Genomic DNA, 19,910 nt, shown 5'->3' on the forward strand with positions numbered 1-19,910 from the left:
CACACAGATTATTCCACGCTTTTTATATCTGACGCGGTGATTCAAAAAACGCGTAACAAACCAGATTCCTTTCTGCCCCCTAAACGCGGGAAATAAGGACTAATTTGTTTATTTTCCATCGGAATGGTGCCGTCACGCATCATTATTTCCTACAGAAAATGAAATTATCCAGACAAATGCTAAATTTAAAATGATATCGGATCAGATGGTACGCATGTGCCTGTTATCATTGCGTTACGAAACCGTTAATTAAACCAACTAATGGCTGTTTACACCCAAACAGAGGGGCATCTATCGTTGGCGTTTTATCGAAAAACCATCTGACGTATGACGCTCCCCCAATAACGCAAATGGCAGGAGGACAGCGCTGAAAGTAGCTTAATGAGTTTTCAAAAGGAGATGTTCATGGAAGGCAGAAAATAACGGCAGCTCACCTGCAAGCTGAAGAATCGCGGCTATATCCCTTTTCAATGCGACAGACCCTAAAGTCCGAACTAAAAATAATTTTCATGAGGACCTGAAATGCGCAACAACCAGCCAGTCACACAGCGGGAATACGTTTTTAATAAAGATGCTACGCTCATGTCGATCACTGACGTGAATAGCCATATTGTTTATGCAAACGATGCGTTTATTGAAGTCAGCGGTTTCGAGCCTGAAGAGATCGATGGGCAGCCGCATAATTTCGTCCGTCATCCGGATATGCCGGTTGAAGCCTTCCACGACATGTGGCAAACGCTAAAACAGCAAGAGCCCTGGACGGCGCTGGTCAAAAACCGACGTAAAAACGGCGATCACTACTGGGTACGCGCCAATGCGGTGCCGATTGTGCGTCAGGGCCGGACCACCGGATATATGTCGGTGCGTACCCAGCCATCACGCCAGGATATAGACGCTGCGGAAAAGCTCTATCAGACCATGCGCAGCGGACAAGGTAAAAATCTTAAGCTAAATAAAGGGGTGCTGTTTCGTACCGGTCTGACGGGGTTATTTTCACGTCTGAAGTTAATCTCGATGCGTTGGCGCCTGCGTGGGATCATGACGCTGGCCACCTTGCTCAGCTACATCGTTTTTTGGGCGATTCACGGCAATTTCGACGCTGATTTTTATATTACCAGCGCCTTTACGACGGGCATGATGTTATTGCTGGATGTGTTACTCGAATGGCAGTTAATCACCCCCATCGAGATGGTTAAAAAACAGGCGCTGGATGTCGCAACCGGCAACGTCAACACGATTGAGTACGGCAATCGCGCCGATGAAATCGGCACCATCCAGCGCGCGATTGGGCAACTGGGGTTAATGTTTCGTTGGTTGGTCGATGACATCAGCACGCAGGTGTTGAATATCCGATCGGCCAGCGACGACCTGGCTCACGGTAGTGAAGACATGAGCGACCATGCCGAACGTACGGCGGCGAATGTGCAGCAGACGGCGGCCGCCATGAACGAAATCAATACTACCGTGCAAACCAATACCACTACCACCAGCGAAGCCAGCCGGCAGGCGGCAACCGCCTGTGATGCCGCCATCAGCGGCGGTCGGGTGATTGGCGAAATGGAAAAAACCATGGATAGTATTGTCGCCAGTTCGGAGAAAATCGCGGGCATCACCTCCATCATTGATAACATCGCGTTTCAAACCAACATTCTGGCCCTGAACGCGGCGGTGGAAGCGGCTCGCGCAGGTGAGCAAGGCAAAGGGTTTGCCGTGGTCGCCGGTGAGGTGCGGAATCTGGCACAACGCAGCGCCAGTGCAGCGAATGAAATCAAACAGTTGATTGAATCCAGCGTCGAGCAGGTTCGCTACGGTTCTACCCACGTCAGGGACGCCGGCAACAGCACACAAGACATTGTGTCGAGGGTAAACAGCGTCAGCGAACTCATTGCGCATATTGCCGATTCGACCAAGGAGCAAACGGTCGGGCTATCTGAAATTGGCCGGGCAGTGGAAGAACTGGAGCAGATTACCCAGAAGAATGCGGCTCAGGTGAACGCCTGTGCTCAGGCATCCGACCAGCTCAAGCAACAAGCACATCGTCTGGAACAGGCATTGCACGTCTTCCGATAACGCGTTTTCAAACCGACATACGCCCTGATGATGTCGTCAGGGCGCATTGCATTACAGAACGGGCCTTGCCGTAGCCATTCGGTGCGGCGTCGATGACATTACTGCGCTCTCTCCTTGTTTTGTTCACGCCAGCGAGCCACCTGCTCGTTCGTCACATCATCTTTATAACAGGCCGGCGCAGCACCGCCCTTGCGACTCCAGGCGCTGCGGCCGCCGCAACGGCTGCCATTTCTGGCCGAACTGTACGGACACGCACAATTTCCCGAATAACCGGCAATCGACTCTTCAATAATCATTTGACGGACCTGATTATCACTCAGTCGGGTATTTTTCGCGTCCGCTACCACAGAAAATAAAAAACATGACACGCATAATAATTGGAAAAGATATTTTTTCACGAAACTTTCCTCACCCAGAAAAATGCCCACTCCCCAGACATTTCCGTCGTCGGATAAAATACCGGAGCACGGTGTAACGTAGCGCTCAGCGCCGGCCCGTTACTGGCAGGTTAATAACGCCTGGATACCGACAAACAGAAATAGCATAGGAATATAACGATACTTATTTCCTACTCACCCCATTCAGGCAGAGAGCCGAATTAAAAATCCGGAGTATTAAGCATATACCCAAAATAATTCGAGTGCAGGCCAACACATTAATATTGAACAACTCAACGCATTCACCTTTATTTTCCTCCACCCCGTTTACCGCTATCCTGAATACAATACAGCGTCAGCTCACCGCCAAATACGGCACCGGTATCGATATAATGCATATTCCAGCATGTCAGCGGCTGGCGCAGCGGTGTATGCCCAAACAGGAAACCGTCGGCCCCCATAATCGGCCCGCCGAGACCCGCCATCGCCCGACTGATCCGGCGTCGGTTCCATAGCACCTGCGCCCAGGGCAACGGCTGATCGTACTGATAGCAATCAGCCGGATAATCGGCGTGGGCCACCACCCTACGCTGACCCGCTGTTTCGATTTCAAGCACATAGGGTAATTGCGCCGCCTGCACCAACAGCTGGCGAGCCAGCTTCTGCTGTGCTTCCGCCAGCCTGAAAAACCAGTCGCCGCCATTGGCGCGCCACAATGGAATACGACTGGCATCGGCCAGCGCATCCAACGCCATTTGCTCATGGTTACCGCGCACAGCGCGAAACCAAGGCTGTTGCAACAAATCAAGACACGCAAGATTGTGGGGACCGCGATCGATCACATCGCCAACGGACACCAGAAGATCACGATGGATATCGAACCCGACCTGATCCAGCTTAGCCGTCAGTTGCCGGTAACAACCGTGTATATCTCCTGCAACGAAGATATGGCGCCAGTCAGTACCGCTAATGCGCTGATAGGCCGGCGATCGTCGAATACTCGTCATTTTGCGGCTCCTCTCTCATACATACCGGTGGAGGCCGGCTGTGAGATACTGTCCGTACCGACACGGTGTTCCGTATCTTATGTGAGTGTGTATGTCCGGGGTAATGTCGCAACGCCTTCGCCTTGCGGTGGCGCTGCTGTTAAGCGGTGTCTTGTCTGGCATCGCCGGTATGCTGCCGACGCTGTTGCTCCACACTATTCATCACCTGATTCAGCGCCTGGCCTATGGTTACAGTGTGGACCCTATCATCCGCGAAGACAGTTTTTTTACCGGGCGTTGCGGCGCCGGTTCCCGCACAACGCTTAACTCATTGGTGGTCGGGCGGCTGGGTTGGGCTGTATAGCGGCGCGGTCAGCCTCACCGTCTTACCGTGACGCCGGCGATACCGTTTGGGCTTTACTGATTTCATCGAAATAGAGCATGGAGTTAGCGATGTTCTGCCTGACATTCAATAGGTTATTGCGTACTGCAACCAGCCGTTTTCCCTGTAGCATCACCACAAACGGTGAGTTCTCTCTGACGGCCTGCTGTAATTGCTGGTAGATCTCGCGCCGCACTTGCGGATCTCGCTGCGACGCTGCCGCCCGGGTCAGTCGGCTCAGTTCCGGAATCGCCCAGCCTAGTCGTCCGGCCAGCGTCCCTTGTCCTCCGGGCAAACTAAGGGCAAACGCGCTGGCATTGCTGTTAGGGTCGATATAATCCGGCCCCCAGTAGGTGAACACCGCCTGAAACCGACCGCTGCGCATCCGCGTCCACAGTTCGCTTTCCGCCACCGTCTGCACGTCGATACGGATATTCGCACGGGCGAAACTGTCCTGCAGCGCCTGAGCCACTTCAACATAGGGCGGCTGATTCGACACCAGTAATGCAAACCGGCTACCCGGCGCTACCCCGGCGTTGTTCAATAACCGCCGCGCTTTTTCTACATCGAGTTGAAACGGCCTTTCCTGCGCAGCACCGTCAAACTCCCGCGGCAGAAAATTTTGATGCACTCTGAACTGTTTTTTCAGCAACCGCTTCGCAATCCCTTGATAGTCGACCAGCCAGCGCGCGGCCTGCCAGAACGCGGGTTGCCCCAGAAACGGCGCGTCGGCGCTGCGGGTATTGAAGCCCAGATAGTAAATTTTAGCGCTGGCCGTCGTATTCACATTGATGCCGGGTTGGTTTTCCAGCACGCTAAACTGATCGGCCCCCAGGTCGTAGGCCACATCGACATCCCCCTGCAGCAGCAGCAGGCGGCGCACACTCGGGTCCACCACATCTTTTAAAATCACCCGGGCTATGGCCGGCGGGCGGCGCACGTAAGGGTTACTCTCCAGCAACAGCGCTTGCTGCGGCAGATAATGTCGAATTTGATAACTGCCGCTCCCTGCCGAACGGCTTCTCAGCCATTGGTTGCCGAAATCGCCGTTATCACTGTGCTTTTCCACCACCTTGCTATCGACAATCAGTGCAACACTGGCCGACAGCAATCGCAATACCAGTTCACTGCCGATATCGCTGGTCCAGCTTATTTCCAGCTGATGGTCGTCGATTTTCCGGAGTTGCGCATCGATGTTATCGGGTTCCCACCCCAGCTCGTTCAGGATAAATACCGGCGTTTTATTGAGTTTTACCGCCCGGGTCAGTGAATAAATCACATCATCAGCCGACACCGGATTGCCCGAAGCGAACACCGCACTGGGATCAAGGGTGAAAATCAGGCTTCGCGCGCGTTGGCCTTCGCGCCAGCTCAGCGCCAAATCGGGGTTCAGTTGAGTCGGCTGGTTACGATCGAGAGTCACCAGCCCTTGATAAAGCGAGGTAAGACAACTGCTGCTGACGTTTTCAAAACTTTCCGCCGGATCAAAACTGATGATGCTATTGAGCGAAATCGCTACGACCAGCGTATCATCCGGCGTCGCTGCCTTCGCGGGCCAGTTGAGTATCAGGGTCAACAGAATGGCGCACCATGCCTTCATCGTCTCTTCCTCGGAATTGCAAACATCAACGCGGGGATCTTTTACTGGAAATGGGTCTGCGCCGCCAGACGGTAAAGCGCAAAAACTCCGCTCAACGCGGCTGCAACCTGCCGTCCTTCATCCACACCATGCGGTCGCACATATGTTCCATCACATTACAATCATGGCTGACCATAATGATGGTCAACGACTCCATTTCCCGCAAGCGGTTGAGTAAATTGAGGATCCGCGCCTGACCAACCGTATCCAGCGCGGCGGTCGCTTCATCCAGCAACAACAAGCGCGGGCGCATCAGCAACGCGCGCAATAGCGCCATCAGTTGACGCTCACCGCCGGACAACTGATGCGGATAATCATCCAGCAAATGGTATGGCAAACCAATCTGCTCGGTTCCTTGCGCCAGCCGCTCATCGATATCCGTTATGCCCATAACCCGCAGCGGATCGCTCAAGGTTTTACGCAGGCTGTGCCGGGGATGCAATGATGCATAGGGATCCTGAAATACCATTTGCACCTGCCGCCGCAACGCCAGCTCGAATGCCCGACCGGGCTTTATCGATTGTTCAAGCAGCGTCATCGCGCCGGACCAATGGGGATTGAGCCCCGCCAGCGCCCATAACAGCGAGGATTTTCCACTACCGGATGGCCCAGCCAGACCAAAGCACTCCCCTTGCGCGACATGGAAACTGGCTTCACGCACGACATCATGGCGCTGATACCCCTGCCAGTGCGCCACGCTAACCCGTTGTAGCACCACCGCCATCAGTTCATCCATTATCCCGCTCCCCTGGCGCGTCCGGCATGATCGACAACCGTTGCCCATGGGTATGCTTACCGGGACGCGATTGCCATAATGCGCGGGTATAAGGATGCGTGGCATTCGGCAAGTGCGAAGCAGCCAGCGTATCCACCAGATGCCCCTGCCGCATCACCAATATGTGAGCGCAGTGGTGCACCACCAGCGGCAAATCATGGCTGATCAGCAACAGGCCCATCTGCTGTTCGGTCAGCAGATGGTCAAGCAGCGATAACACCTGCACGCGGGTTTCCTGATCCAACGCGAAGGTGCGCTCATCGATAATCAGCAAATCGGGCTGGGTGATCATCGCCATTGCCAGCATCACCCGTTGCGCCATACCACCGGAAATCTGGTGGGGATAGCACGCCAATACGCCGCTGGTTTCCGCCAGACCGACCGCATTCAGGCTCTCCAACACCCGTTCCCGCCGCTCATGCCGCGACAACTGAGTATGTAGCCGCAGTGGTTCCTCTATCTGCCAGCCGATAGTTCGCATCGGGTTAAGCGCGTGTTTCGGTCCTTGCATCACCATGGCTATGCGCCGCCCGCGCCACTGCCGCCAATGACGTGGGCTAAATCGCAGCAGATTCTGCCCGGCCAGTTCCAGTCGCTCAGCCTGCATCCGGCATTCGTGCGGCAGCAGTCCCATCAGCGCCCAGGCCAACAGTGATTTCCCCGAGCCGGACGCCCCCACCAGCGCCACCCGCTCGCGCCGCATACGAAATGATAATGGATGCACCAGCGTGTGCGGCTCATCGCCATGACGCCAGATAGACAGGTTTTGCACATTAAGCAACCAGGAATCAGTGTTTGGCATAACGAGGATCCAGCCTGTCGCGCAATGCGTTACCCAGCAAATTAAACGTCAGGCTGGTCAGAAAAATAGCCAGCCCCGGCATGGTGGCGACCCACCACTGTTCAAGCATTACGCTGCTGCCTTCCGCTACCATTGCCCCCCATTCCGCCATCGGCGGCGGTGCCCCCAACCCCAGAAAACCAAGGCCGGCGGCGGCCAGAATCATGTTGCCCGGCGTCATGGCGGCCCGCGCCAGCGCGCCGGGCAGACACAATGGCAGGACATGGTCATACATCAGCCGCCACCCGCTAATCCCCTGCATTCGCGCAGCCGCCAGAAACTCGCTATTGCGCAGCGCCATGGTTTCAGCCCGCGCCTGACGGGCAAATTGCGGCCAGGCGGTTAATGCCAGCGCCAGAGCACCGTTCAACAGCCCTGACCCCAATACCGCCACCAGCGACAACGCAATCACCAGCCCAGGCAATGCCAGCATGATGTCCGTCAAACGCATCAGCAGCTTGTCGACCCAACCGCCCAGATAACCGGCGCCGACGCCGACCAACAGACCGATAGGAATGGTAATGACGAGTATCAACGCCACTATCATCAACGCCGGCCGGGTGCCATAAATCACCCTTGATAACAGATCGCGACCAAAACCATCGGTACCTAGCCAATGTTCGGATCCCGGCGGCTGCAGGCGATGCATGACATTCTGGGTATAGGGATCAAAGGGCGCCAGCCAGGGGGCGAACAACGCGACCAGCGTCAGCAGGATCAACATAAAAACGCACACATTAATACTGTTCAGCACGGCGGCACGGCGCATTGGCTGGCGGTTAGCGAAAAATAGGGGTTTCCGCCTCATCGTGTACGGGGGTCCAACAAAAAGATCAGTGCATCCGCCAGCGCATTCAGCAAAATAAAGCAGACGCCAATCAACAGTGTCGCGCCCAATACTGCCGGAATATCGGCGGCAAACAGCGCCGTGGTGAGATAACGCCCCACCCCCGGCCAGGAGAACACCGTTTCCACCAGAATTGCCCCTTCCAGCAGGCTGGCGTAAGACAACATTAATACCGTCACCATCACCGTCTGAATATTCGGCAGAATATGGAACAGCAGGATGCGTAGTGGGCCGGCCCCCATGGCGCGAGCCAGCGTGACATACTCTTTACCGCACTCCTCCAGGATCGCGGTGCGCAGCATACGGGCAATACTGGACATGGACACAAAACCCAACACACAGGCAGGCAGCCACAGGTGCGCCAACGCGTTGCGAAACATCGCCAGATCGTTACTCCAGTTGCCGAACAGCACAAAACCGGTCGGTAATTCCGCGGCGTATTGATAAACGTCATCAAATCGCCCCGGCCCTGCAGACCAGTGCAATACGGCGTAAAACAGCAGCAGGCTCAGCAGGCCGATCCAAAATACCGGCACGGAATACCCCAGCAACGTTATCCCACGAACCAGATAATCCAGCACTCCGCCGGGGTTTAATGCCGACAACATGGCCAAGGCGATACCACCGCAAAATCCCAGAATAATCGCGCTGGTCGCCAGTTCAAAGGTCGCCGGAAAGGTCCGCAGTAAATCCGCCAGCACCGGCTGCGACGTGGTGCGCGATACACCAAAATCGCCCGCGACCAGTGCAGAAAGGTAATCCCAGAATTGCAGCCACAATGGCTGATCGAGCCCGAATTGTTGACGCGTCTGACTATACGTGGCATCACTGGCATGTTCACCTGTTACGGGTAACACCTGATCAATCGACGCAAGATGGGTTAGCAGGAAGGTAAAAAACAACAGGCCCAACAATGTCAGGCATAACGAAAGGAACCCACCCAGCACTTTACCGGGACGCGCCGCAGTTCCCCATATCTGTTGATAAAATGGACTCATTGACGGTGGCCTTGTTGTCTTAATGACAATCCCAGGTCGTGACACGTTGCTGCATGGTATCATCACTATCGCCAGACCGGTATAGACAACCTCCGTCTCCATTCACGCCGGCGTCGTCCCGGCGGCGCTTACCGACAGACGCCGCTGCCGGTCTGCGCCGCCGATATGAATCAATCAGATGCCGGTTACGCGCCGGCGGACAGGTTTTGCTGCAGTTCACGTACCCGCTGCGCCAGTGCGCTCAGGCTCTCGTCCGCCATACCATAGTGGTTCAGTTCCTGTTCCAGTGCGAACAGGTATTGGGCATTGGTCCCCAGTGGGCCGCTGGCGCGCGCAATCAGCGGCGCGATGCTCTGTATGCAGGTATCCGCTTCCAGCAGAGGATGTTCGGGATTGGTGACAAACACCAGTGCGGTAATCGCCTTACCGCAATGACAGCGCAACTCGCACCACAACGGCCGGTAACACCCCGTCAGCATTTCACGCTTCCACAGCAGTTCCAGCTCTTCTCGCAGGGTGGCTTCCGGTAACCGATAGGCCAATCCTGTGGTTTCGCCGCCGGGTTTCAACCCCAGCATACGACCAGGCTGGCTATGCGTACCACGGCCGGCAGTCAGGCGCAGACAAAAAGTACGATGCCAGCCGTTGAGCGTCGCCACGCAGACTTCTTCAGCATCAAATACCGGATTCCACATCAGAGAGCCGTACCCAAATACCCAGACCGGGCTTTGATCGGGACGGGAGGCCAGCATACACGCCAGAGACGCCTCACGTTGCTGAGGCGTCAGCAACAACGATTCATCAATTTTGCCAAACGAGGTTTTACAATCTGCTTTCTGCAAAAAATCACGCGTCAACACTACCCACTGCCCTCACTAAAACGTTTTTGCTGCGTGGCGGTACCGCCTTGTCTATTCTGGCCGATTATCAACCCCATAATCAACGCAGGTATTGCTTATTTCTACGGCAAAATTTCGTTAACCTTTACCAGAATTGTGCTAACGCCGAGCGCTCAAACACGATACCACCTGACGACAACCACGCCCGATGAGCGACATGCCGGCCTCTATCAGGGTATTCATACAAAAACAACGTTCATGCCTTATTTATTCTTTGTTTAACCTGAAAATGCCAACATTTTCAAAGGGAATTGGTGTTGTTTTTGGTAAAAAAGTAAACAATTTATTCAAATTTCTTTATTATTAATCAGATAATACAAAAACAGTGAAAATCCCTCGTCAAATCTTACTTTTGGATTTTTACGAAGGTTTCGCAATAACTTTACTCCGACAATAACTTTACTCCGATACGGTCGGAGAGGCGGGGAAACATATTCGGATAAAGCCAGCGTCGTGGCAGGTATCAACAACATACCGCTGCAAGCCGCGTTGAGCGCCCGGGCACCAGCACAAATGATTTTTTAACGGTAGTAAGGAGATCCAACCATGCCGACATCCCCTGACGCGGTGAAAACCCGTCACCACGAATATACTCTGGTTCTTCCTCTGCTGGCGCTGCTGGTGCTGGCATTATGGGGCGATGCCCGCAGCCTGCCTGCTATGGTCGGGATCAATCTGTTGGCGCTGGTGGGGATTCTCGCCAGCGCATTCAGCGTTGTACGTCACGCCGATGTACTGGCGCACCGCCTGGGGGAACCTTATGGCTCGCTGATCCTCAGCCTGTCGGTCGTCATTCTGGAGGTGAGCCTGATTTCAGCGCTGATGGCCACCGGCGATGCCGGCCCGACGCTGATGCGCGATACCCTCTACTCCATCATCATGATCGTCAGCGGCGGTCTGGTCGGTTTTGCCTTGTTGTTGGGCGGGCGCAAGTTCGCCACCCAATACGTTAATCTGGGCGGTATCAAGCAATACCTGATGGCGATCTTTCCGCTGGCGGTGCTGGTGCTGGTCTTTCCGGCGGCCCTGCCGGGCGGCAATTTCTCTGTTGCACAATCCATCATCATCGCGCTGATTTCAGCCATGATGTATGGGGTATTCCTGCTGATTCAGACCCGTACGCATCAGAATCTGTTCGTCTACGAGCACGAAGACGACGGCGACGACGGCGACCCACACCACGGCAAACCCTCGGCGCACAGCTCCGCCTGGCATGCCTTCTGGCTGTTGATACATCTGGCGGCCGTGATTAGCGTCACCAAAACGGACTCCCCGCAACTGGAAGGTCTGCTGGAAGCGATGAATGCACCTTCGCAATTTACCGGTTTCCTGGTGGCGCTGCTCATTTTGTCGCCGGAGGGGCTGGGCGCCATCACCGCCGTGCTGCGCAATCAGGTGCAGCGCGCCATGAATCTGTTTTTCGGCTCGGTGCTGGCCACCATTTCGCTGACGGTTCCTGCCGTGACGCTGATCGCCACTCTCACCGGCAGGACGCTGGATTTCGCACTCGACTTACCGCACATCGTGGTGATGTTATCGGTGCTGATATTGTGCCAGATTTCATTTTCTACCGGCCGTACCAACGTGCTTAACGGCAGTGCGCATCTGGCGCTGTTCGCGGCTTATCTGATGACCATCATGCTGTAAAGACACAGGTCTGTGCCGGGCCGCCGGCACAGACCTTCTCGTTCACGCCATGCCGCCGCCGGCGCTTTTTAGCTGAAAAAGGCCTTTCCATTGATTTACCGCTGGATCTTCGTCAAAAGACAGGCGTATGGTATCGACTTTGGACTGTGTCCGACCTTGGCGGTTGTGCTTTTTATCCCCACTTCGCTGGCAACCACCACAGGCAACACATGCCCCTTGGCCGTGACGGGCCGCTGTCGACCCGCCTGTTTTTCATTGTTTGGTTCTTGTTTTCCATGAAATCACACCGAATTAACGGTATCAGACCGTTCAGCGCGCTCATTGAAGCCTGCGGGCGAGAAAAGTACACGCTATCGCGTTTTATGCATGATGTTATTGCCGGCATCACCGTGGGTATTATCGCCATCCCGCTGGCCATGGCGCTGGCTATCGCCAGCGGCGTTCCCCCACAGTACGGGCTGTATACTTCGGCCGTCGCCGGGCTGGTGATCGCTGTTTGCGGCGGCTCGCGTTACAGCGTTTCCGGCCCTACCGCCGCGTTTGTCGTCATTCTCCATCCGGTATCGCAACAGTTTGGGCTTTCCGGCCTGCTGGTCGCGACGCTGTTGTCCGGCGTATTCCTGATGCTGATGGGGCTATGCCGTTTAGGCCGACTGATTGAATACATTCCCTTGCCGGTGACGCTCGGCTTCACATCCGGTATCGCCATTACTATCGCCACCATGCAGGTCAAAGATTTTTTCGGCCTGACTCTGGCGACCGAGCCTGAGCACTATGTCGAAAAAGTGGCGGCGCTGGCGCAGGCGATGCCGACGCTGAACATCGGCGATACGCTGATCGGCGCTACTACACTGCTGGTATTGATAATCTGGCCACGGCTGGGGATTCGCCTGCCTGGGCACCTCCCTGCGCTGCTGGCCGGCACGGCCGTGATGGCGGTGCTGTCATCCTTCCACATCGATGTCGCCACTATCGGGTCACGCTTTAGTTATCTGCTGGCCGACGGTACGCGTGGACAGGGGATCCCGGCGATCCTGCCGCATTTCTTGCTGCCCTGGAACATCCCTGCGCCGGACGGACAGACCATGACGCTAAGCTGGCAGAGTGTGTCTGCGCTGTTACCGGCGGCGTTTTCCATGGCGATGCTCGGCGCTATCGAGTCGTTGTTATGCGCCGTGGTACTGGATGGCATGACCGGACGCAAACACCATCCCAGCAGCGAACTGCTCGGGCAAGGCATCGGCAATATGGTGGCGCCGTTCTTCGGCGGTATTACCGCCACGGCGGCGATCGCCCGTTCCGCCGCGAATGTACGCGCCGGCGCTACCTCACCGATTGCGGCGGTGATTCATGCCTTGTTGGTGCTGTTGTCGCTGCTGGTGCTGGCGCCCTGGCTCTCTTACCTGCCGCTGTCCGCTATGGCGTCGTTACTGTTGCTGGTCGCCTGGAACATGAGCGAGGCGCATAAAGTGGTGGATATTCTGCGCCGCGCCCCACATGACGATATCCTGATACTGCTGTTGTGTATGACGCTAACGGTGCTGTTCGATATGGTGATCGCCATTACGGTCGGGATTGTACTGGCATCCTTGCTATTCATGGGGAATGTGGCGCGCATGACCAAACTGAGCGAACTGCCCGGCACCGTTGCTGATCAGCGCTTAGTGCTTCGTGTTAACGGCCCGCTGTTCTTTGCCGCCGCAGAACGTTTATTCAATGAACTGATGGAACGCGTCCAACCTTATCCGACCATTATCCTGCAATGGGATGCCGTGTCGGTGCTGGATGCCGGCGGTCTTAACGCTTTCCGCCATTTTGTAGAATTGTTGCCGCCGGAAAAGCAGCTCATCATTACCGATATCCCATTCCAGCCGCTCAAGACGCTGGCCCGGGCGAATGTCACGCCGATTGCGAATCGGCTGGGTTTTTACGCGACGCTGGAGCAGGCGCTGGCAGAAACGCTCCCCCCTTCAGACAAACTCGACTCCTGAGTATTGACCGGCTTGCGCATGATGCGAAGCCGGCCACTTTCCCGCCGGGGATCAGCAAACCAGCTCCGGCGACGCAGTTGGAACCATGGAGCGCACCGAAAGACATTCCGCCTGCTGGCTTAGCGCCAATTCATACTCGCGACAAGCCCGCCCGATTATCTGTAGTTGCTCGCCTGACAGCGCATACGGCAACTGAATGTCCAGCTCGGTCATCCCTTGCTGGCAGGCCAGCGTAATCAGTCGGGAAAGATTGGTTTCATCGCTGGCCTGAGTGGAAAGCACCTGCATCGCCAGCTCCAGCAAATTATCCTTACCTGCCGCCCCGGTGACCACAGAGGATTTGGTCACCATACCGAAGATCGGCATCACGCCATACAAGGCATCAACGAAGCGCCAACGTTTGCGGCACAGCGCGCCAAGGTACGCGGTATAATCAATACACATCCGTTCAGAGGAGCCCGCAGGCCCGGAATGAGCCTCTTCCATCCTTTATCTCCTTTCCATCAACCGACCGTCGGCATCACGCCGTTCACATTAACCATTACAACGTAAAAAGGATTAATAAGGTATAGTATCTCTAATAATTGTAGAGCTATTAGGCAAAAGCAGGGGCTTTTCTGCTGGCAATGCGATCCAGCGCACCCCAGCAGGCGCCTCTTAACTTTCCATACCGCCGGACGATGGGCCGTATGGGTCATAATACGCGTACTGTTGTGAGTAGGATGTCATGTATAAAGTTGTTTTTGTTGAAGATGATCCGGAAGTCGGCAAATTGATCGCAGCCTACCTGGGCAAACATGATATTGATGTGCGCATCGAGCCTCGTGGTGATAACGCGCTGGCCTTCATCGAAGAACAACAGCCCGATCTGGTGCTTCTGGACATTATGTTGCCCGGTAAAGACGGCATGACGATTTGCCGGGAATTGCGCCCGCTGTTCGCCGGCCCCATCGTGTTGCTCACCTCCCTCGACAGCGACATGAACCATATCCTGTCGCTGGAGATGGGCGCCGATGACTATATTCTGAAAACCACGCCGCCGGCAGTACTGCTGGCCCGGTTAAGATTACATTTTCGTCAGTATGCCGCCGCGCCGCAGCCGGCGGCGATGGAGAAAAATACACCGGAAAAAGTGCAGGTTCAGGTGCATAAATCGCTGCATTTCGGCCTGTTGTGTATTGATCCGGTCAACCGCGACGTCACACTGGCGGACGAAAATATTCCCCTCTCCACATCGGATTTCGATCTGCTGTGGCTACTGGCGACCCACGCCGGGCAGATCATGGACCGTGAGGCGCTGCTCAAGGCATTACGTGGCGTCAGCTACGATGGGATGGATCGCAGTATCGACGTCGCTATCTCGCGCCTGCGTAAAAAACTGTACGACAACGCCCTGGAGCCGGTACGCATCAAAACCATTCGCAATAAAGGCTACCTGTTCGCGCCTAATGCCTGGGAGACCGTAGTACCATGAAAAAACTGTTTATTCAGTTCTTTCTGCTGCTATTCGCCAGTTTTCTGGTGATGACGTTACTGGTGGGGTTGGTGTACAAGGTTACTGCGGAGCGGGCCGGTCGACAGTCGATGGACGACCTGATGAAAAGCTCGCTCTACCTGATCCGCAACGAACTGCGTTCTATTCCGCCGCGCGAGTGGCATAAAACGATCAACCAGATGGACCTCAACCTGTCGTTCAAACTGTACATTGAACCCATCAGTAAATACCGGCTTAGTACTCAGGCCCAGCAACGGTTGATTCAGGGGGAAATTGTCGCGCTGGACGACGAGTACACCTTCATCCAGCGTATTCCGCGCAGCCATTATGTGCTGGCGGTCGGCCCGATACCCTACCTGTTCTTCCTGCACGAAATCCGGCTGGTTAACTTGCTGTTTCTGGCGCTCATCGGCCTGTCGCTGGCGCTACCGGTATTTCTGTGGATGCGGCCGCACTGGAGAGCGATGCTGCAACTGGAAAGTGCGGCGCAGCGACTGGGCGACGGCCACCTGGAAGAACGGACCCACTTCGATAACACCTCCAGCCTGTTTCGCCTCGGCGTCGCGTTCAACCGCATGGCTGATAATCTCAACCAATTGATTACCAGTAAAAAACAGCTGATCGATAATATTGCCCACGAGTTACGTACGCCGCTGGTACGGTTGCGCTACCGGCTGGCGATGAGCGATAACCTGACCGATGAAGAACAGGAAGCGATCAACCGCGATGTCGGCCAGTTGGAAGCGCTTATCGATGAATTGCTGACCTACGCCCGCCTCGACAGGCCGCAGGTGACGCTGCATCTGGAAGAGATCGACCTGCCGCAATGGCTGCAAAAACGCGTCGACGATTTCCGGCTGGTACACGATAACAAGCTGATTGAGCTGGACGTGGCGAGCAGCAACAATTTCGGTTATGTCGACCTGCGCCTGATGGAACGGGTGTTGAACAATCTGGTCAATAACGGTTTACGATTCTGTCGGCAACGCCTGCGCGTCGGTTTAACGCTCGATCAACACACCGCCTGCCTGCAAGTGGAAGATGACGGGCCGGGTATTGCACCGGAAGATCGCTCGCCTATTTTCGAACCCTTCATCCGTCTGGAAGCCGGCATGGAAAACAGCAGCGGCGGCTGCGGCCTCGGGTTGGCCATCGTCCAGGCCATCGTGCGCGCTTACAACGGCACTATCGACGTCGACAGCAGCCCGCTGGGCGGCGCCCGCTTCCAGTTTCGCTGGCCGATTGTCGAATACAAACCATCGTTGAATTCTTCGTCTGCGAACCTTGTACAATCCGTTACACGCGGAAACCAATCACTCACAGAACGTTAGCGCTGCTTATCTTATTCTTCATCCATCGGCCCACTCTGGGGTTCGAAACGTAAACGGAATAATGAGGAATTTACGATGAATAAATTTTTAGTGATGATCGCAGGTGTGGCTCTGGGTCTGTCCTCTGTAGCTTTCGCAGCTGGTACCACTACTCCGGCAACCGCAGTTGCTCCGGCAACTACCAATGCAGCTGCTCCGGCTAACACTGCTGATACCGCCAAAAAACCAGTGAAGAAAGCTGAGAAGAAAAAAGCGACAGCGCAGAAAGCTCAGGCCACCAAGAAAAAAGTGAAAAAACCGGCTCAGAAAGCTCAGGCCACCAAGAAAAAAGTGAAAAAACCGGCTCAGAAAGCTCAGGCCACCAAGAAAAAAGTGAAAAAACCGGCCCAGAAAGCTCAGGCCGCTAAAAAACACAAAAAAGTGAAAAAAGCCGCCACTCCGGCTGCTTAATTCGCCAAAGTGAACATTGATGGTCATGCTCATCGGTAACGTTGCCGACATGACAATAGCGTTATCAAACACCCGGCTAGCCGGGTGTTTGCTTCATGGAGGGCCGAATAATGCTACGGCGTTACTCATTTGAAATCATCTTGTCCTTCCTGCTCATCTGCGCGTTGGTCATTGTGGTGTTTTTCCTGTAATCCGCTCTCACCCGCACGCACAAACCCGGTCATTCGATTCAACGGCCCCATCAAACTATCGTTTCCTGCCTGAATGCCGACATGCTACGTTTATAGGAATCGATGACCGTTAATACGCTGAATTTCATCTTTAAGGCCATTCATTACATGCGCATATCAGCCTGGTTGTTATGTTCATTGGGTATGCTCGCCGCTTCTGCGTGGGCCGATGACACCCCGTCGGCGACGACGGAACAACAAAAACAAACCCTGTTATTTAATCATGATGACCGCGACAGCGTGCCGGATACGTCCCAGTGGCCATGGCAGGCGATTGGTCAGTTGGAAACCACCAGCGGTAATCTCTGCACGGCCACCCTCATTTCGCCTCATCTGGCGCTCACGGCCGGTCACTGTGTGGTCGCACCGCCCGGTGTACCGGATAAACCGGTAGCGTTGCGTTTTTTGGCAACGGAAAGTGGCTGGCGCTATGAAACCGATAAAATTGAAGCGCTGACCAATAAAAAACTCGCCAAAATGCTGAAAGCGGACGGTGACGGCTGGATCGTTCCTCCTGCCGCCGCACCGTGGGATTTTGCACTGATTCGTCTGAAAGAAACGCCGCCGGGCATTCGCCCGCTGTCTATCTGGCAGGGAACGCCGGAAGAATTGAAGGCGGCGCTGGAAGCCGCGCAGCAGAAGGTCACCCAGGCCGGTTACCCGGAAGATCACCAGGATACGCTGTACCGCCATCAGGATTGCCTGATTACCGGTTGGGTGCAGAAGTCGGTGATGGCGCACCGTTGCGATACCCTGCCGGGCGACAGCGGTTCGCCGTTGATGCTGAAAACGGCCGGCAGTTGGGTACTGGTAGGTATTCAAAGTTCCGCACCGGATGCCAATAGCCGCAAGCTGGCTGATAACCGTGCCGTGGCGGTTACCGCCATACGCCAGCAACTGGAAACGCTGGCCAACGCAAAGCGCTGATTTTGCCTGCCGGTATCCCTGATACCGGCAAACCGCCGCCGGCTATCTATACAGCAACCGCACGCATTGATATCGCACGCTCTCGTCCCTGTCGGCATCAGCCATTAACGCATTGTTAACAACACTAACCATTCCTAACACTTACGAGTAATACGATTACACCTTTTATGGCTGAGTTGAAACATCGCCTTCAATGAAGCGATCCAGCCATCTGAATAATCGTGCCGTTCTCCCTATAACCGAATTCACTGAGAAGGACGTCAATACAATAAGTTATATTATTATTTAGGGAGCATCATGTACGAATATCTACAATTCTCACTCGGCGTTTTACCCCTCCTGGTTATGATCATTTTGATTTTAAAAATTAAAATGCCCATTCACTATTCCGTTCTCATCACACTGGCTATCACGGCCATTCTGAGCCTCACAGTCTGGCATACGCCGTTACAGACGCTCGATTCGGCGATTGGCTACGGCGTGATCAAGGGATTATGGCCTATCGTCATTGTCATTCTGGGTGCGATTTACAGCTATAACCTGATGCAAGAGACGCGCAGCATGGATGTACTGCGTGACGTTCTGGCCGGCATCAGTGACGACAAGCGTATCCAGGTTCTACTGATTTCCTGGTGTTTTGGCGGTTTTCTCGAAGCCGCCGCCGGTTATGGCACCGCCGTTGCCATTCCCATCGGTATTCTGATCGCCCTGGGTTTCAATCCGCTCAAAGCCGCCATTGCTTCTCTGGTGGCGAACACCGTCCCCACTGCGTTCGGCGCGGTCGGTATTCCGGTGTCGATTCTAGCCGAACAGGTTCAACTGCCGGTCACTGCATTGGGCGGCACCATCATTGCGCAACTGGCGCTGTTCAATATCCTGCTGCCTTTTGTCATCATCGCCATCATCGGCGACGGTGTGAAAGCGATCCGCGGTGTAGTGGGCATTACGCTGGTGTGTGGCCTCGCCACACTGATTCCACAATATTTCGTCGCGGTTCATCTGGGCGCGGAGCTTCCCGCGTTTGCCGGCAGCCTTGTCAGTCTCATCGCCGTAGCGGTGATGGGGCGAGCGCGCAAAGGAAAAACCGATCCGCGCTATCTTATCCAGCAGGATACATCGTCGGCCTCGCTGCCTTCAGGCGGTGAATTACTGAAGGCGTGTTCTATTTACCTGCTCATCTTTACCTTCATTCTGCTTTGCTCGCCGTTATTTCCGGGGATTAAGCAGATTGTCGGGCAGGCAACCTCGACGCTGTCGTTTCCGTTGCCGGAAGGGAAAGCGCTGTCGCTGAAAATCGACTGGATTGCCACACCGGGTGTGCTCATCATCCTTGCGACCTTGCTGGGCGGCTTTATTCAGGGCGCGACGTTAGGCAAGATGTTGCGCGTCTTAGTCGGCACGATTAAGCAGTTGAAAAACTCCATCATCGCCATTACCACCATCGTCGCAATGGCAACCATTATGGACGTCAGCGGGTTGATCACCACGCTGGCGCAAACAATGGTGAATGTCACGGGCGGTGCTTATGTTTTTATCGCCCCGATTATCGGTGCGTTAGGGACCTTCGTGACCGGAAGCGATACCAACTCGAACGTGCTGTTCGGAAAGCTGCAGACGGTTGCAGCGGGGAAACTCCACATTGACCCCGTCTGGTTGGCGGCGGCCAACACAGCAGGGGCGACCGGCGGGAAAATGATCTCCCCACAGAGTATCGCCATTGCGGTATCCGCCACGCGAATGGACGGGCAAGGCAGCGCCATCATGTCAGGCACACTCAGGTACTGTGCCGCCTACATTGTGATTCTCGGGTTAAAAGTAGGGTTGTTTTATTACCTGTTTATGTCCTGAAAATCAGTGTCGTACCACAACCGCTGGCCATAAAGCCAACGAGAGCGGCTGTACTGGAGGGATATCGGGCAGGTCTCCGCCCGGATGTACGACGGTGAACGCGGTGAATCTGATCATAGACAACCACCACTCCCCTTGCCGCGGCTGAGCGCGTGCAAGGGGCCCCGGGTTAACCGC

The 19,910-nt window shown here is 55.1% G+C and carries 19 protein-coding genes; 10 read left to right on the forward strand and 9 right to left on the reverse strand.

What is annotated here, in order from left to right; all coding sequences use genetic code 11:
- The first annotated feature begins 522 nt into the window (after nt 1-522).
- Complete coding sequence (locus DCH402_RS11830) at nt 523-2,070, forward strand: methyl-accepting chemotaxis protein (RefSeq protein ID WP_040001257.1); 1,548 nt, start codon at nt 523-525, stop codon at nt 2,068-2,070.
- Nucleotides 2,071-2,168: 98 nt separating this feature from the next.
- Here the strand turns inward: DCH402_RS11830 and DCH402_RS11835 are convergent, their stop codons facing one another.
- Together DCH402_RS11835 and DCH402_RS11840 are read right to left on the reverse strand one after the other, a co-directional pair.
- Complete coding sequence (locus DCH402_RS11835) at nt 2,169-2,468, reverse strand: hypothetical protein (protein ID WP_038926985.1); 300 nt, start codon at nt 2,466-2,468, stop codon at nt 2,169-2,171.
- A 287-nt stretch (nt 2,469-2,755) separates the two neighbouring features.
- Entirely contained in the window at nt 2,756-3,454 is a 699-nt protein-coding gene (locus tag DCH402_RS11840; protein ID WP_040001258.1) for a metallophosphoesterase, read from the reverse strand.
- Between the two features lie 103 nt (nt 3,455-3,557).
- On the opposite strand from DCH402_RS11840, the gene DCH402_RS11845 reads away from it, so the two are divergent.
- Nucleotides 3,558-3,797, forward strand: coding sequence for a hypothetical protein (locus DCH402_RS11845; protein WP_040001259.1), 240 nt, complete (start codon nt 3,558-3,560; stop codon nt 3,795-3,797).
- Between the two features lie 22 nt (nt 3,798-3,819).
- Here DCH402_RS11845 and DCH402_RS11850 read toward each other — a convergent pair whose 3' ends face one another.
- The 6 genes from DCH402_RS11850 to DCH402_RS11875 all read right to left on the reverse strand — a co-directional run bounded on the left by DCH402_RS11850 (nt 3,820) and on the right by DCH402_RS11875 (nt 9,775).
- Nucleotides 3,820-5,415, reverse strand: a complete 1,596-nt coding sequence (locus DCH402_RS11850; protein WP_040001260.1) for an ABC transporter substrate-binding protein — start codon at nt 5,413-5,415, stop codon at nt 3,820-3,822.
- A 91-nt stretch (nt 5,416-5,506) separates the two neighbouring features.
- The gene (locus DCH402_RS11855) at nt 5,507-6,190 is read right to left on the reverse strand and encodes an ABC transporter ATP-binding protein (RefSeq protein ID WP_040001261.1); all 684 of its coding nucleotides are present in this window, start codon (nt 6,188-6,190) and stop codon (nt 5,507-5,509) included.
- Nucleotides 6,183-7,031, reverse strand: coding sequence for an ATP-binding cassette domain-containing protein (locus DCH402_RS11860; RefSeq protein ID WP_040001262.1), 849 nt, complete (start codon nt 7,029-7,031; stop codon nt 6,183-6,185). Before DCH402_RS11860 ends, DCH402_RS11855 begins: the two co-directional genes overlap by 8 nt.
- Complete coding sequence (locus DCH402_RS11865; protein ID WP_226052386.1) at nt 7,018-7,839, reverse strand: ABC transporter permease; 822 nt, start codon at nt 7,837-7,839, stop codon at nt 7,018-7,020. The genes DCH402_RS11860 and DCH402_RS11865 overlap by 14 nt, the downstream gene beginning before the upstream one ends.
- Before the next feature lie 35 nt (nt 7,840-7,874).
- Nucleotides 7,875-8,915 (reverse strand): ABC transporter permease, encoded by a 1,041-nt coding sequence (locus tag DCH402_RS11870; RefSeq protein WP_050583302.1) that lies wholly within the window; start codon nt 8,913-8,915, stop codon nt 7,875-7,877.
- Nucleotides 8,916-9,100: 185 nt separating this feature from the next.
- The gene (locus tag DCH402_RS11875) at nt 9,101-9,775 is read right to left on the reverse strand and encodes a gamma-glutamylcyclotransferase (protein ID WP_040001264.1); all 675 of its coding nucleotides are present in this window, start codon (nt 9,773-9,775) and stop codon (nt 9,101-9,103) included.
- 585 nt (nt 9,776-10,360) lie between these two features.
- Between DCH402_RS11875 and chaA the strand changes: the two genes are divergently transcribed.
- Both chaA and dauA read left to right on the forward strand, forming a co-directional pair.
- On the forward strand, nt 10,361-11,461 hold the full coding sequence (chaA, locus tag DCH402_RS11880; RefSeq protein ID WP_040001265.1) for a sodium-potassium/proton antiporter ChaA: 1,101 nt from the start codon (nt 10,361-10,363) through the stop codon (nt 11,459-11,461).
- 275 nt (nt 11,462-11,736) lie between these two features.
- Complete coding sequence (dauA, locus tag DCH402_RS11885) at nt 11,737-13,452, forward strand: C4-dicarboxylic acid transporter DauA (RefSeq protein ID WP_040003555.1); 1,716 nt, start codon at nt 11,737-11,739, stop codon at nt 13,450-13,452.
- Nucleotides 13,453-13,503: 51 nt separating this feature from the next.
- On the opposite strand, the gene DCH402_RS11890 is transcribed toward dauA, so the two are convergent.
- A complete protein-coding gene (locus DCH402_RS11890) occupies nt 13,504-13,938 on the reverse strand; it encodes a hypothetical protein (protein ID WP_040001266.1) in 435 nt (144 codons plus the stop codon).
- Between the two features lie 241 nt (nt 13,939-14,179).
- Between DCH402_RS11890 and rstA the strand changes: the two genes are divergently transcribed.
- The 6 genes from rstA to DCH402_RS11915 all read left to right on the forward strand — a co-directional run bounded on the left by rstA (nt 14,180) and on the right by DCH402_RS11915 (nt 19,733).
- Nucleotides 14,180-14,926: a two-component system response regulator RstA gene (gene rstA, locus DCH402_RS11895; RefSeq protein WP_040001267.1), complete on the forward strand. Its 747-nt coding sequence runs from the start codon at nt 14,180-14,182 to the stop codon at nt 14,924-14,926.
- Complete coding sequence (rstB, locus tag DCH402_RS11900) at nt 14,923-16,278, forward strand: two-component system sensor histidine kinase RstB (protein ID WP_040001268.1); 1,356 nt, start codon at nt 14,923-14,925, stop codon at nt 16,276-16,278. The genes rstA and rstB overlap by 4 nt, the downstream gene beginning before the upstream one ends.
- Before the next feature lie 75 nt (nt 16,279-16,353).
- A complete protein-coding gene (gene asr / locus DCH402_RS11905; protein ID WP_040001269.1) occupies nt 16,354-16,728 on the forward strand; it encodes an acid resistance repetitive basic protein Asr in 375 nt (124 codons plus the stop codon).
- A gap of 110 nt (nt 16,729-16,838) precedes the next feature.
- Nucleotides 16,839-16,919 (forward strand): small membrane protein YdgU, encoded by an 81-nt coding sequence (gene ydgU, locus DCH402_RS23465; protein WP_459166422.1) that lies wholly within the window; start codon nt 16,839-16,841, stop codon nt 16,917-16,919.
- 147 nt (nt 16,920-17,066) lie between these two features.
- Nucleotides 17,067-17,885: a trypsin-like serine peptidase gene (locus DCH402_RS11910; RefSeq protein ID WP_040003556.1), complete on the forward strand. Its 819-nt coding sequence runs from the start codon at nt 17,067-17,069 to the stop codon at nt 17,883-17,885.
- Between the two features lie 297 nt (nt 17,886-18,182).
- A complete protein-coding gene (locus DCH402_RS11915; RefSeq protein ID WP_040001270.1) occupies nt 18,183-19,733 on the forward strand; it encodes an L-lactate permease in 1,551 nt (516 codons plus the stop codon).
- Nucleotides 19,734-19,910 lie beyond the last annotated feature (177 nt).

Origin of the sequence: Dickeya chrysanthemi NCPPB 402, assembly GCF_000406105.1 — a bacterium.
In the GTDB taxonomy this organism is placed as follows: Bacteria; Pseudomonadota; Gammaproteobacteria; order Enterobacterales; family Enterobacteriaceae; genus Dickeya; species Dickeya chrysanthemi.

Bases quoted from the DNA above. Each gene is read 5' to 3' on its own strand.
- DCH402_RS11860 (WP_040001262.1), bottom strand. From the start codon at position 7,031: ATGCCAAACACTGATTCCTGGTTGCTTAATGTGCAAAACCTGTCTATC.
- rstB (WP_040001268.1), top strand. From the start codon at position 14,923: ATGAAAAAACTGTTTATTCAGTTCTTTCTGCTGCTATTCGCCAGTTTT.
- DCH402_RS11830 (WP_040001257.1), top strand. From the start codon at position 523: ATGCGCAACAACCAGCCAGTCACACAGCGGGAATACGTTTTTAATAAA.
- DCH402_RS11865 (WP_226052386.1), bottom strand. From the start codon at position 7,839: ATGCGCCGTGCCGCCGTGCTGAACAGTATTAATGTGTGCGTTTTTATG.
- asr (WP_040001269.1), top strand. From the start codon at position 16,354: ATGAATAAATTTTTAGTGATGATCGCAGGTGTGGCTCTGGGTCTGTCC.
- dauA (WP_040003555.1), top strand. From the start codon at position 11,737: ATGAAATCACACCGAATTAACGGTATCAGACCGTTCAGCGCGCTCATT.
- DCH402_RS11915 (WP_040001270.1), top strand. From the start codon at position 18,183: ATGTACGAATATCTACAATTCTCACTCGGCGTTTTACCCCTCCTGGTT.
- DCH402_RS11870 (WP_050583302.1), bottom strand. From the start codon at position 8,915: ATGAGTCCATTTTATCAACAGATATGGGGAACTGCGGCGCGTCCCGGT.
- DCH402_RS11840 (WP_040001258.1), bottom strand. From the start codon at position 3,454: ATGACGAGTATTCGACGATCGCCGGCCTATCAGCGCATTAGCGGTACT.
- chaA (WP_040001265.1), top strand. From the start codon at position 10,361: ATGCCGACATCCCCTGACGCGGTGAAAACCCGTCACCACGAATATACT.
- DCH402_RS11855 (WP_040001261.1), bottom strand. From the start codon at position 6,190: ATGGATGAACTGATGGCGGTGGTGCTACAACGGGTTAGCGTGGCGCAC.
- DCH402_RS11845 (WP_040001259.1), top strand. From the start codon at position 3,558: ATGTCGCAACGCCTTCGCCTTGCGGTGGCGCTGCTGTTAAGCGGTGTC.
- DCH402_RS11890 (WP_040001266.1), bottom strand. From the start codon at position 13,938: ATGGAAGAGGCTCATTCCGGGCCTGCGGGCTCCTCTGAACGGATGTGT.
- DCH402_RS11850 (WP_040001260.1), bottom strand. From the start codon at position 5,415: ATGAAGGCATGGTGCGCCATTCTGTTGACCCTGATACTCAACTGGCCC.
- DCH402_RS11910 (WP_040003556.1), top strand. From the start codon at position 17,067: ATGCGCATATCAGCCTGGTTGTTATGTTCATTGGGTATGCTCGCCGCT.
- ydgU (WP_459166422.1), top strand. From the start codon at position 16,839: ATGCTACGGCGTTACTCATTTGAAATCATCTTGTCCTTCCTGCTCATC.
- rstA (WP_040001267.1), top strand. From the start codon at position 14,180: ATGTATAAAGTTGTTTTTGTTGAAGATGATCCGGAAGTCGGCAAATTG.